A 12,778-nucleotide genomic window follows, 5' to 3' on the forward strand; every position below is an offset into this window, starting at 1 on the left:
ATGATGGGATACTTGGCGACATGTCCCAGGTCCTGCTGATCGAAGATCACCAGACGGTGCGCGACGGGTTGCAGCTGGCCCTCACCCGACAGGGCCACGCGGTCGATGCCGTCGCAACCGGTGAGCAGGGGTTGGAACGGTTGCGAGCGGCCTCGGCCGACGTTGTGGTCCTCGATCTCATGCTGCCCGGGATGGACGGGTTCGAGGTCTGTCGCCGGATCCGGCAGCTCGGCGACCTGCCGATCATCATGCTCACCGCCCGCAACGACGACATGGACGTGGTGGCGGGCCTGGAGGCCGGCGCCGACGACTACGTGGTCAAGCCCGTGCAGGCACGGGTGCTCGAGGCGCGCATCCGGGCGGTGCTGCGGCGGACCGGTGGCGAGTCGCGGCGCACCGGCGGCGAGCGGCCCGGCCTCGAACAGCACGGCGCCCTCACCATCGACCGGGCTGCCCTGGTGGTCAGCAAGGGTGGGCTACCGGTCGGCCTCGCACCGACGGAGCTGCGCCTGCTGCTCGAACTCGCGCAGACACCGGGTCAGGTGCTGAGCCGCCAGCAACTGCTGGAGGCCGTGTGGGAGCACGGTTACCTGGGCGACTCGCGGCTCGTGGACGCCTGCGTGCAGCGGCTGCGCGCCAAGATCGAGGACGACTCGTCGGCGCCGGTCTTCATCCAGACCGTCCGCGGCTTCGGGTACCGGTTCGGGCCGCTGTGACACCCTTGCGCTGGGCCGGAGGCCGCGCGGTGGGCCTGCGGGTCCGGCTGCTGCTGGCCTTCGCGTTGCTGGGAGTGGCCACCACCGCCGTGGTGGCCAGCGGAAGCTACTTCCAGGCCCGGACGGTCATCCTCCAGCAGGCGCAGGACGCGGCGGTGGCCTCGCTGACCGATCAGCTCACGACGATCTACCCGGTACGCCGGCTCCCGCCGTCCCAGGACGACCTCGACCGGTTGGCCCAGCGTCTCTCCGACCGGGAGGGATACGCGGTGATCCTCTACCGCGACATGCGGGCACAGGGGGCGCAGGTGCCCGAACCCGTCACCCCGGAGCTGCGGGAGGCGGTCGGCAACGGCGTCATCGCCTGGCAACGCGTCTCGCGCGACGGGGAACCCGTGCTGCTGATCGGTACCCAGCTGATGATCGACCGACCCGACGGCACCCCCGTGCCGTCCGGCCTCGAGGTCTACTCGGTGCGCAGCCTCGCCCCCGAGCAGCAGAGCATCGACCGGCTCGCCACCCTGGCGTGGCTGACCGGCGGGCTCTCCCTGGTCCTTGCGGTCCTGCTGGCCCTGCTGGCCGCCCGGGGCGTGTTGCGGCCGGTCCGTGAGCTGGGCCGGGCCGCGCGCCGGCTCGGCGAGGGCGACCTGACCACGCGGCTGACGGTCCGGGGCGCCGACGAACTGGCCGACGTGGCACGGACCTTCAACGACACGGCGGGGACACTGGAGCGGCAGGTCGGTGAGCTGCGGCGGATGGAGGCCGACGCGCGACGCTTCGTGGCCGACGTGTCGCACGAACTCCGTACGCCGCTGGCCGCGATGACGGCGGTCACCGACGTGCTGGACGAGGAGGCGGACCGGCTGCCCGGCGATGCCGGCCAGGCCGCCCGGCTCGTCAGTCAGGAGACGCAGAGCCTCACCCGACTCGTCAACGATCTCATCGAGGTCAGCAGATTCGACTCCGGCACGGCGCGGCTCGGCCTCGACACCGTCGACGTGGCCGCGGCGGTGACCGCGACCCTGCGGGTTCGGGGCTGGGTGAACCGGGTGCGGGCGGACCTGCCGCCCGGGATCTCCGCCCGGCTGGATCCCCGCCGGTTGGACGTCATCGTCGCCAACCTGGTCGGCAACGCGTTCCGGCACGGCGCCGAGCCGGTGTCCGTACGCCTGCGCGCCGACCCGGACTGGATCACCATCGAGGTCCGCGACCAGGGGCCCGGGCTGGACCCGGAGGTGCTGCCGCACGTCTTCGAGCGCTTCTACAAGGCGGACACCGCCCGGACCCGCTCGGAGGGCAGTGGGCTCGGCCTCGCCATCGCGTGGGAGAACGCGCGCCTGCACCGGCACGCCGGGCAGACCGGAAGTCTCCTCGCGGGCAACGATCCAGCCGGCGGTGCCGTGTTCACACTCCGGCTGCCCCGGATGGCCACCGGCACGCCGGACGCCGGGGGCCCACGGTGACCGGCCGCCGGTCGGCTCGGGCGTTGCTCGCCGGCGTGCTCCTGCTCACGCTGCTCGCGACGGGCTGCGGGGTCCGGCCCAGCGGCGTCATCACCGGCCGCTCCGCGACGACAGGCCCGGCCGTGGGTGCCGGCCTCTACCTGCTCTCGGACGGACGACTCGCGCTGGTCATCCGCGAGACCAAGGGGAACATCGTCTCGCCCGAGCAGACACTCGACGCGCTGGCGGCGGGTCCGGACGAATCGGAGCGGCGCCAGGGCCTCGTCAGCGAGGTGCCCGCCGGCCTCGTCGCGGCCTCCCCGGTGACGGCGACGGCCGACGGATCCGGCCTCACCGTCACGATGACGGGGGCGGTGCTGCCGCTGTCCGCCGCCGCGGCCGACCAGATCATCTGCACCGTGGCCGAAGCGATCGCGCTCACCGGCGGGGGAGACGGCTTCGCCCCGGTCACCATCGCCGGGCCGGACGGTGCCCGGCCGCCCCGGTCCTGTCCGGTCAAATGACCGGGGCGACGGCCCTCACACCAGGTCGACCGCCCGTGCCGGTCGGGGCAACCCGCCGGAGCGGACCCGACCCTGGTCGGCCAGCGCGCCGGAGATGAGGATGTCGAGCAGGGCGGCGAAACCGATCCCCGCCTGCTGCCAGATCTGGGGGAACTGCGACGCGGTGGTGAATCCGGGGAAGGTGTTCACCTCGTTCACGATGGGCTCGGCGGACCCCTGCGTGGGCAGGAAGAAGTCGACCCGCAGCAGCCCGCGGCAGTCGAGGGCGTGGAAGGCGCGGATCGCGCGGTCCTGGAGCACCTCGGTGGTGGCCGGGTCGAGCGGGGCGGGGATCTGGAAGACGGCGCCGCCGTCGTACTTCGCGTCGTAGTCGAAGAAGCCGGCGCCGGTCACCCTGATCTCCAGGGGCGGACCGGCCTGCACGCGCCCGTCGGGATGCTGGAGGACGGCCACGTCGATCTCCCGTCCGCGCGCCCCCTGCTCGACCAGCACCTTCGGGTCGACCTCGCGGGCCTCCCGCAGCGCGGCGGGAAGCAGCGCCCAGTCGGTCACCTTGACCACGCCCAGGCTGGAGCCGGCCCGGGCGGGCTTGACGAACACCGGCAGGCCCAGTCGTTGCCGGTCGGCCGGGGACAGATCCTCGTCGGGTCGCAGGGTCACCCCGGGGCTGACCCGCAGGCCCTCCGCGGCGAGCAGCCGCTTGGTGACGCCCTTGTCCATGCCGGCCGCGCTGGCGAAGACGCCGTTGCCGACGTACGGCACGCCGAGCCATTCCAGCAGCGACGCGATCGTGCCGTCCTCCCCGTACGGACCGTGCAGGGCCGGGAACACCACGTCCTGGGCGCGCAACACGCGCAGCGCCAGGGGAAGTGGCATCGGCCGGCCGTCGACGTGCCACCCGCCGTCGCGACCGATGAGCACCTCGGTGACCTGGTACCTCTCCCGGTCGAGGCCCGCGAGGATGCTCGCCGCCGAACGGCGGGACACCTCGTGCTCGCCGCTCTGCCCGCCGTACAGCACTGCCAGTCGGGTCGTCATGACTCGTCCGCCCTTTCGTGGAGGTGGTCGCGGGCCACGCGGGCCCCGACACCGGTCAAGATCTCGTGCGGGTTGGTGCCGGCCCACCGCGCCCACTCGGCGACCGTCGGCTGGGCGCGGTCGGCCCCGGCGGGGCCGAACACCACGACCGGGTCGCCGATCGCCACGGGAAGGTCGCCCGCGTCGACCACGCACTGATCCATGGCGATGCGGCCGACGACCGGGCAACGCCGACCGCCGAGCGACACCTCGGCGCGGCCCTCGGCCGCCCGGGTCAGGCCGTCGGCGTAGCCGAGCGGCAGCAGGGCCAGGGTGGTCGGCGCGCCGGTCACGTACCCGGGTCCGTAGGAGACGCCGGTGCCGGCCGGTACCCGCTTCACGTTGACCACGGTCGTGCGCAGCGTCATCGCGGCGCGCAGGCCGAACGCGCCGGACCCGGTCCCGCCGAACGGGTCGACGCCGTACAGCGCGAGCCCGATCCGGCAGAGGTCGTAGCGGGTCCCGGGTGCCGCCAGCGCGGCAGCCGAGTTGGCCAGGTGCACCAGGTCGGGGTCGAGTCCGGCGGACCGGGCCACCCGCAGCGCCCCCTCGAACATCGCCACCTGCGGTGCCAGCGCGGGGCTGCCCGGCACGTCGGCGTCGGCCAGGTGCGACCACACCCCGCGCACCCGGACCCCGCCCTCCACCTCGTACTTGCGGGCCCAGCCGACCAGCTCGGGCCAGTCGTCCCCGGCCGCCCCGTTGCGGGACAGCCCGGTGTCCGCCTTGAGCTGCACGGTCGCGGGCAGGCCGAGCCGGTGGGCGGCGTCGGCGATCGCGTGCAGGTGGGGCGTGGTCGACACGCCGATGTCGACGCCCGCGACGATCAACTCGTGGAAGTCGTCGTCGGGGCGGTGCAACCAGCTCAGCGTGGGTGCGGTGATGCCCGCCCCGCGCAGGGCCAGTGCCTCGGACGCCGAGGTCACCCCCAGCCAGTCGGCGCCGGCACGCAGCGCGGCCCGTGCGACCGGCACGGCGCCGTGGCCGAACCCGTCCGCCTTCACCACGGCCATCAGCGGGGTGCCGGCGACCGACGCGACGGTCCGCACGTTGCCGGCGATCGCACCGAGGTCGACCACCGCCTCGGCCAACGCGCTCATCGGGCCGCCTCCACCCGGCGGGGACCGGGAAGGGTGAACAACCAGCGTGCGTGCAGCGCCAGGAGCCCGCGGTGGATGGCCAGGCTCATGCCGATCACGAGCCCGGTCAGCAGGATCGGGTAGCCGAGCACGAGCAGGGCCTGGCCGACCCCGTCCAGCCCGGAGACCGGCCCGAGCAGCAGCCGGTGCAGCACCGCCAGCACCGGCATGTGGATGACGTAGACGGGCAGCGTGCCGCGGCCGAGCGTGGCGAGCCGGTCGGTGGGGGCGGGCCGCCGGGCCAGCCGGGCGGCGGCGGTGATGCCGAACGCGACCGCCACCACGGAGACCACGGGCCACACGCCGAACCACCGCTGCGCGCCGGCCGCCGCCATCGCGGTGAGGACGAGGACGTACGCGCCCGAGGTCAGCGCGAGCCGGCGTCCGGTGGCGGTGGCCGCCCACCGTTCGATCTGGGGCCGCAGGTACAGGCCGGCGAGAAAGAAGATCAGGTTCTGGTAGAGGCCGGCGCGGTTGCCCGGCGTGTCGACCAGGCCGGCCGCCGCGACGGCGGACAGCGCCGCGGCGGGCACCAGGACCAGCACGCGGGGAGCCCTGCGGACGGCCTTGGCGAGCGCGAAGTAGAGCGCCAGGGCGTACAGGTACCAGAGGTTGGACGGCGTGATGGTGAGCTGTTCCAGCAGGGAGAGGACGGACGTGGCCCGGTCGGTCGGGAGGTCCGGGGCCGCGGCGAGGACCACGGTGTGGATCAGCAGCCAGACGGCGTACAGGTAGAGGAACCCGGCGATCCGGCTGCGGGCCACGACCCGCCAGGGCCGCTGGACGGCATTCGCCGCGAAGACACCGGAGATGGTGAAGAACAGCGGCATCCGCAGCGGCAGGAACTGCTCACCCACCGTTCCCCACAGGCCCGGCACCGGTACGCCGACGTGCCAGTCGATCTGCAGGTAGTCCTTGACGACGACGTGCCACAGGACGACCAGGATGATGCACGCGCCCTTCGCGGCGTCGGCCCACTGCGCCCGGTGTGGCCGTGCCGGGGTGGAGCCGGACGGTGTCCGTTGCCTCCGGTGTCGGAACCGGACGCGCGTCACGTCGAGCTCGTGCTCGGCGGGCCGGGCGTCGGTGGATGTCGGCTGTGGGATCACCCGACCGAAGGTGTCAGTCGGATATCCCCGCGTGATCCGCGCAGTGTCATGAACCCGTAATGGATGTCGGCGGGAACGGTCCGCCGCGATCACGCGGACCCGGGCTCGCGGCCTCGTCGATCGCCGGGCCGTTGCCGCGGAGGGCCACTAGGCTCGGTGCGGAGGTGGCGAGGAATGAAGCTCGGACTGCACTACTGGAGTTACTCGACCCCGGCCGAGCCGGCGGCGATCGCACCGACCCTGGCCGAGGCGGCGACCACCGCCGAGCAGGCCGGCGTCGCGTCGTTCACGGTGATGGACCACTTCTTCCAGATGGAGGCGGTGGCCCCGGCCGAGGAGCCGATGCTGGAGGCGTACACCACGCTGGGTTTCGTCGCGGCGAAGACACAGCGGATGACGCTGGGCGTGCTGGTCACCGGCGTGATGTACCGGTACCCGGGGCTGCTCGCCAAGACGGTGACGACCCTCGACGTGCTCTCCGGCGGCCGGGCCCGGCTCGGTATCGGCGCGTCCTGGTACGAGCGGGAGCAGCGCGGGCTCGGCGTCCCCGTCGTGCCGATGGCCGAGCGGTTCGAGCGGCTGGAGGAGACGCTCGGCATCGTCCGGCAGATGTGGAGTGACGACAACGGGCCGTTCACCGGCCGGCACTACCAGCTCGCCGAGACGATCAACTCGCCGCAGCCGTTGAGCCGTCCGCACCCGCCCATCATGATCGGCGGCGGCGGTGAGAAGAAGACCCTGCTCCTGGTCGCCCGGTACGCCGACGCCTGCAACCTGTTCGGCACGGCCGCCGGGTCGGGCGAGGTGGCGCGCAAGTTGGACGTGTTGCGCGAGCACTGCGCCGCCGAGGGCCGGGACTACGACACCATCGAGAAGACGGTGGTCGCCCACCGGTCACCGCTGACCGACGTCGACGCGTTCCTCGCCGAGGTGACCGGGTACGCCGCGCTCGGGGTCACCGAGGTGCAGGTGACGCCGGACCGGCACCCGGTGGAGTTCGCCCGACGGCTCGGCGACGAGGTGCTGCCGCGGTTGGCCGACATCGGCTGACCGGGTCGTGGCGGCAGGAGCGGCCACTGTGCACGGAAGGCGAATTCGGGCCGGATTCCCGGTGCGCTCAGCGGCAGCCGCACAGCGCCGGAAAGACCGGAGAGTGGCAGTTTCGGGTCGCACAATGGGCGGCGTCGCCCGTCGAAAACTGTTGTCGCGGCCGGCCAGGTAGCACTCTCCGAGTGCGGCAGATGTTGCCCCTCCTTGTTACTGATCGGTATGAAGCCCTGGAACTCCCGGGGCAGGGCGGAATGGGTCGAGTGTGGAAGCACGCGATCGGATGCTCCAGCGGGACGTGGCAATCAAGGAAATCGTTCCACCGCCTGGTTTGACCGATGAGGCGCGACAGGAATTGCATGCTCGCGCACGACACCGCCTGGTGAACCGCGCCGACGAGGGCTGATCTCCGGGCGAACCGGAGAGCAGCCCTCGTCAGCGGCCGGTCGTGTCAGGCGACCGAGGCGGGGAACCGTTCCCACACCCGGTGTGCGGCCATCAACTGCTGCACCGAGGTCAGGGCCTCGGCTCCGGAGCCGGCCGAGACGACGCCGGGAGTGCCGGCCACGCCTGCCTGCTCCAGCACGCTGACGCCGCCGTTCCAGGCGCCGACCGCCTTGGCGTGCCGCCAGCACTCTTGGACGAGCAGCAGCACGCGGGGATCCACCGAGGCCCGGTTCGTCGTACCCGCCTTCTCGTCGCGAGCGGGAATGGCGTCCGGGGCGGGCGCCGGTGCGCCGGCCAGCAGGAGCGCGTCGAACTCGACAGATCGACCGGTGGCGAAGGTGCGCTGCACGGGCAGGTGACCCACCATGCCGCCGTGCGGGGCGATGAGGAGCGGCACCATCCCGGCCTCGAAGACGGCTTCGCGTACCTGGTCGACGCCGTCGAGGTCGGTGTCGGGGTCGACGACGATCCCGACCGTCCGGCCGTCGGCCGGCCATTCCCTGCCGACCTGCGACAACGCGGGGCTGGGCGTGACGTCGGCGAGCGGCACGGTCGGCGCCGGTGCGGGCAGGCCCAGACCGGTGGCGACCTGCGCGCACAGCACCGGGTCGATGTTGGCGAGGCACTGGAGCTGGCGTTCCTTGATCGCCTGGTGGTAGCACTTGCCGAGCTCGAAGGTGTAGGCGCGGATGATGTGCTCCTTCTCGACCGGCGACATGCTCAGCCAGAACAGGCGGGCCTGGCTGAAGTGGTCGTCGAACGAGACGGGGTTCGCGCGGACCTTCGGCGCCTCCGCGACCGTCACCGGCACGTCGAGGAACGCGTGTTCCTCGTCGCCCGCCGGGAAGGGGTTGCCGCCGTCGAGCGAGTTCGGCCGGTACGGCGCGACCCCCGCGTGGACGGCGTGCTGGTGGAAGCCGTCGCGAAGCATGTCGTTGACCGCGGCGTGCGGGCGATTGATCGGGATCTGGGAGAAGTTCGGCCCGCCCAGCCGGGTGAGCTGCGTGTCTACGTACGAGAACAGCCGGCCCTGGAGCAGCGGGTCGTTCGTGACGTCGATGCCCGGCGGCAGGTGGCCGAGGTGGAAGGCGACCTGCTCGGTCTCCGCGAAGAAGTTCGTCGGCGTCCGGTTGAGCGTCAGCTTGCCGACGGGCTGCACCGCCGCCAGCTCCTCCGGCACGATCTTCGTCGCGTCCAGCAGATCGATGCCGGCGAAGGTCTCCTCGGGCGTGTCGGGGAAGACCTGGATGCCGAGCTCCCACTCGGGGAACGCGCCGGCCTCGATCGCGTCGTAGAGATCCCGGCGGTGGAAGTCCGGGTCCATGCCGCTCAGCATCTGTGCCTCCTCCCAGGTCAGGGAGTGCACGCCGAGCTTGGGCTTCCAGTGGAACTTGGCCAGCGCCGTCGCACCGGCCTCGTTGACGAGGCGGAAGGTGTGGACGCCGAAGCCCTCCATCGTCCGGTACGACCGCGGGATGCCCCGGTCGGACATGTTCCAGAGCGCGTGGTGCTGCGCCTCGGTGTGCAGCGAGACGAAGTCCCAGAAGGTGTCGTGCGCGCTCTGTGCCTGCGGGATCTCCCGGTCCGGGTGCGGCTTGGCGGCGTGGATGATGTCGGGGAACTTGATGGCGTCCTGGATGAAGAAGACCGGCATGTTGTTGCCGACCAGGTCGAAGGTGCCCTCGTCGGTGTAGAACTTCGTCGCGAAGCCGCGGGTGTCGCGAACCGTGTCGGCGGAACCCCGGGAGCCGAGGACCGTGGAGAACCGGACGAAGACCTCGGTCTCCCGTCCCTTCTTCAGGAAGCCCGCCCTCGTGACCCCTTCCGCGGTGCCGTAGGCGGTGAACACCCCGTGCGCGCCGGCACCGCGGGCGTGCACCACGCGCTCAGGAATGCGCTCGTGGTCGAAGTGCGTGATCTTCTCGCGCAGGTGGTGATCCTGGAGCAGGACCGGCCCGCGGGGTCCGGCTTTGAGTGAGTGGTCGGTGTCGCGGAGCCGCGCTCCCTGTGCGGTGGTGAGGAAGGCGCCCTGCTGACCGTTCGCGGTCGTCGGCGCGCCGGTCTCCGCGCCGGTCGGCGTACGGGTCTGCGGTGCTCCCTGCTCCCTCTTCGGCGGAAGCGGATCGTGCGGCGTCGTCGGCTCCTCGACGGTCGGCGGCGCGCTGCCCGGTGCGCCAGGAACGTCCGGCGTCAGGATGTCGGCGATCTTCTCTGAGGCTGTCTTCACGGCGTTCTTGACCGCCTCGGCGGGCTTGCTGGAATCCACTGGGTGAACCTCTCCATGGAGCGTTTGCGAGCAGGTTCTCGACCCTCTACCCCTGGTCAGAGGGTCAAAACGCGGCGAATGCCCGCACCCCGGTCACCGGGGCGAGGCGCCGAAAGGTGCACACCGCGTCGTGGTGGTCGCGTCGGGCTTGTTGGCGGGCCGACGGCCGGGACTGGTGATTTCACCGATGCGGTGACCGGGTGGGCACGCCAAAACTGACGCACGTCGATATCCCTCGACTCTAGGGAGTGCCCGACGTGTCGTCACCAACCACCACCCGTCCCCGTACCAAGGCTGGCCGAGCCGCCCGGCTCGTGCTGGCCGCCGCCCTGGTCGCCGGCGGCATCCTGGCCGGTCCCTCCGGCGCCGCTCAGGCGGCGAACCCGTACGAGCGCGGTCCCGCCCCGACCACCGCGATCCTGGAGGCGAGCCGCGGCCCGTTCGCCACGTCCTCGCAGAACGTGTCCTCGCTCAGCGTCACCGGCTTCGGCGGTGGCGTCATCTACTACCCGACCAGCACCAGCGAGGGCACCTTCGGCGCCATCGCGATCTCGCCGGGCTACACCGCCGCCTGGTCCAGCATCAGCTGGCTCGGGCCGCGGATCGCCTCGCACGGTTTCGTGGTGATCGGCATCGAGACCAACAGCCGGCTGGACCAGCCGGACAGCCGAGGCCGGCAACTGCTCGCCGCGTTGGACTACCTGGTCGAGCGCAGCTCGGTGCGCAGCCGGATCGACGGCAGTCGACTCGCGGTGGCCGGCCACTCGATGGGTGGCGGCGGGAGCCTGGAGGCGGCCTCGGCGCGGCCGTCGTTGCAGGCCGCGGTGCCACTCGCACCGTGGAACACCGACAAGAGCTGGTCGGAGCTCCGGGTGCCCACACTGATCATCGGTGGTGAGAGCGACACCGTGGCGCCGGTCTCGTCGCACTCGGTGCCGTTCTACACCAGCATTCCGGCGTCCGCCGAGAAGGCGTACCTGGAGTTGAACGGCGCGAGCCACTTCTTCCCGCAGACGGTGAACACGCCGACCGCGCGGCAGATGGTGGCCTGGCTGAAGCGGTTCGTCGACGACGACACCCGCTACGAGCAGTTCCTCTGCCCCGGCCCGAGCGGCTCGCAGATCGAGGAGTACCGCAACACCTGCCCCAGTTCCTGAGCGGGATCCCGGGGCGGTCGCCGCTGGCGGCCGCCCCGTCCGCCTGCGGGCGGAAGGGGCATCGAAGGTCTTGACGCGGTACCCGAGAAACGTACACTGCGAGTGTAAATAACACCCGCCACGACAGAGGGATGGGTGATGGAGCGCGGTCTCGAACTGCACCACATCGGCGTACGTTTCGGCGGCCTCACCGCCCTCGACGACGTCTCGCTGCGGGTGCCACCCAACCGGGTGGTGGGCGTGATCGGGCCCAACGGCGCGGGCAAGACCACGCTGTTCAACGTGATCTGCGGCTTCGTCACGCCGGAGACGGGTTCGCTCACCCTCGACGGCCGGTCGCTGCGGCCACGCCCGCACCGGCTGACCCGGCTCGGCATCGCCCGCACCCTGCAGGGCACCGGGCTCTTCGCCGGGCTGACCGTGCTGGAGAACGTGATGACCGGCGCCTCGCACACCGCCCGTGCGGGCTTCGTCCCGGCGCTGCTCGGGTTGCCGGCCAGCGACCGGGACGAGCGCCGGCTGCGTCGGCACGCGCTGGGCATCCTCGACGACCTGGGCATCGCCGGGCACGCCGACGCCGCGCCGACCACGCTGCCCTTCGCCGTACGCCAGCGGGTCGCCCTGGCCCGCGCGCTCGCCGCCCGGCCCCGGCTGCTGCTGCTCGACGAACCCGCCGGTGGCCTCGGCGCCGACGACATCAGCGAGCTGGCGGAGCTGGTCCGGCAGCTGCCCCGGCGGGACGACGACCCCTGCGCGGTGCTGCTGGTCGAGCACCACATGGACCTGGTGATGGCCGTCTGCGACGAGATCGTGGTGCTGGACTTCGGTCGGGTGATCGCCGCCGGCACGCCGGACGAGATCCGCGACGACCCGGCGGTCACCGACGCCTATCTCGGCGCGGCAGTCGACGAAGCCGGTGCCGCGTGAGCGCGAGGAGTGAGCCGGGTTTGCGAGCCCCGCAGTCGCGAACGAACGGTGGCTCGGTGAGCGCGAGGAGTGAGCCGGGTTTGCGAGCCCCGCAGTCGCGAACGAATGGTGGCTCGGTGAGCGCGAGGAGTGAGCCGGGTTTGCGAGCCCCGCAGTCGCGAACGAAAGGTGGCGCCGCGTGAGCGCGCCCGACCTGCTCGTGGTGCGCGGGCTGGTGGCCGGCTACGGTGCGGCGCCCGTGCTCCAGGCCGTCGACCTCACCGTCCCGGCCGGCACCATCGCTGCGGTCGTCGGCGCGAACGGCGCCGGGAAGACCACCCTGCTGCGGGCGCTCTCCGGCATGATCCGTCCGGCCGCCGGCCAGGTCGTCCTCGCCGGGGAGGACCTGCGCGGCACGCCCGTGGAGCAGTTCGTCCGGCGCGGCATGGCGCACGTGCCGGAGGGGCGCGGCGTCATCAACGAGCTCACCGTCGACGAGAACCTGCGGCTCGGCGGGTTGTGGCGCCGCGACCGGGCCGACGCCGGTCGCGCCCTCGACGAGGTCTACCAGCTCTTCGAGCCGCTGGCTCGGCGCCGCCGGCACCTTGGCCACCAGCTGTCCGGTGGCGAGCGGCAGATGCTGGCGCTCGGGCGGGCGTTGGTCGGCCGGCCCCGCCTGCTGCTGCTCGACGAGCCGTCGCTCGGCCTGGCGCCGCGGGTGGTCGCCCGGACCATGGCCCTGCTCCGCCAGCTGCGCGACCAGACCGGCCTGACCGTGCTGCTGGTCGAGCAGAACGTGCGCAGCGCTCTCGCCGTCGCCGACCAGGGCGTGGTGATGTCCCTCGGCCGGGTGGTGACCGCCGCCCCGGCCGCCACGCTCCGCGACGACGTCGACCTCCGGCACGCGTACCTCGGTTTCTGACCACCACCTCGTCCCCAGGAGGGAGG

General features: G+C 72.3%; 11 protein-coding genes. 7 read left to right on the forward strand and 4 right to left on the reverse strand.

The window, feature by feature from the left end:
* The first annotated feature begins 20 nt into the window (after positions 1 to 20).
* Genes AB0K07_RS13320 through AB0K07_RS13330 form a run of 3 tightly spaced genes read left to right on the forward strand, consistent with a single transcriptional unit; the run spans position 21 to position 2,682 of the window.
* Positions 21 to 716 carry a response regulator transcription factor gene (locus AB0K07_RS13320; RefSeq protein ID WP_363754475.1) on the forward strand — a complete coding sequence of 232 codons (696 nt, stop codon included), beginning with the start codon at positions 21 to 23 and terminating at the stop codon, positions 714 to 716.
* Positions 717 to 745: 29 nt separating this feature from the next.
* Entirely contained in the window at positions 746 to 2,179 is a 1,434-nt protein-coding gene (locus tag AB0K07_RS13325) for a HAMP domain-containing sensor histidine kinase (protein WP_363754625.1), read from the forward strand.
* A complete protein-coding gene (locus AB0K07_RS13330) occupies positions 2,176 to 2,682 on the forward strand; it encodes a hypothetical protein (protein WP_363754628.1) in 507 nt (168 codons plus the stop codon). The genes AB0K07_RS13325 and AB0K07_RS13330 overlap by 4 nt, the downstream gene beginning before the upstream one ends.
* A 15-nt stretch (positions 2,683 to 2,697) precedes the next feature.
* Here AB0K07_RS13330 and AB0K07_RS13335 read toward each other — a convergent pair whose 3' ends face one another.
* From AB0K07_RS13335 to AB0K07_RS13345, 3 genes are read right to left on the reverse strand one after another with little or no spacing between them, the layout of a single operon-like run.
* Complete coding sequence (locus tag AB0K07_RS13335; protein ID WP_363754631.1) at positions 2,698 to 3,720, reverse strand: D-alanine--D-alanine ligase family protein; 1,023 nt, start codon at positions 3,718 to 3,720, stop codon at positions 2,698 to 2,700.
* Positions 3,717 to 4,859 (reverse strand): alanine racemase, encoded by a 1,143-nt coding sequence (gene alr / locus AB0K07_RS13340; RefSeq protein WP_363754634.1) that lies wholly within the window; start codon positions 4,857 to 4,859, stop codon positions 3,717 to 3,719. The genes AB0K07_RS13335 and alr overlap by 4 nt, the downstream gene beginning before the upstream one ends.
* Positions 4,856 to 6,007 carry an acyltransferase gene (locus tag AB0K07_RS13345; protein ID WP_363754637.1) on the reverse strand — a complete coding sequence of 384 codons (1,152 nt, stop codon included), beginning with the start codon at positions 6,005 to 6,007 and terminating at the stop codon, positions 4,856 to 4,858. The genes alr and AB0K07_RS13345 overlap by 4 nt, the downstream gene beginning before the upstream one ends.
* Positions 6,008 to 6,181: 174 nt before the next feature.
* Between AB0K07_RS13345 and AB0K07_RS13350 the strand changes: the two genes are divergently transcribed.
* Positions 6,182 to 7,057: an LLM class F420-dependent oxidoreductase gene (locus AB0K07_RS13350; RefSeq protein WP_363754641.1), complete on the forward strand. Its 876-nt coding sequence runs from the start codon at positions 6,182 to 6,184 to the stop codon at positions 7,055 to 7,057.
* 448 nt (positions 7,058 to 7,505) lie between these two features.
* On the opposite strand, the gene AB0K07_RS13355 is transcribed toward AB0K07_RS13350, so the two are convergent.
* Positions 7,506 to 9,767 carry a catalase gene (locus AB0K07_RS13355; RefSeq protein ID WP_363754644.1) on the reverse strand — a complete coding sequence of 754 codons (2,262 nt, stop codon included), beginning with the start codon at positions 9,765 to 9,767 and terminating at the stop codon, positions 7,506 to 7,508.
* Between the two features lie 257 nt (positions 9,768 to 10,024).
* Between AB0K07_RS13355 and AB0K07_RS13360 the strand changes: the two genes are divergently transcribed.
* From AB0K07_RS13360 to AB0K07_RS13370, 3 genes are all read left to right on the forward strand, one after another.
* Positions 10,025 to 10,924 (forward strand): alpha/beta hydrolase, encoded by a 900-nt coding sequence (locus tag AB0K07_RS13360; protein ID WP_363754647.1) that lies wholly within the window; start codon positions 10,025 to 10,027, stop codon positions 10,922 to 10,924.
* Between the two features lie 138 nt (positions 10,925 to 11,062).
* Positions 11,063 to 11,851, forward strand: a complete 789-nt coding sequence (locus AB0K07_RS13365; protein WP_363754650.1) for an ATP-binding cassette domain-containing protein — start codon at positions 11,063 to 11,065, stop codon at positions 11,849 to 11,851.
* Between the two features lie 178 nt (positions 11,852 to 12,029).
* A complete protein-coding gene (locus AB0K07_RS13370) occupies positions 12,030 to 12,752 on the forward strand; it encodes an ABC transporter ATP-binding protein (protein ID WP_363754653.1) in 723 nt (240 codons plus the stop codon).
* Positions 12,753 to 12,778 lie beyond the last annotated feature (26 nt).

The organism is Micromonospora sp. NPDC049301 (genome assembly GCF_040678715.1).
Taxonomy (GTDB): domain Bacteria; phylum Actinomycetota; class Actinomycetes; order Mycobacteriales; family Micromonosporaceae; genus Micromonospora.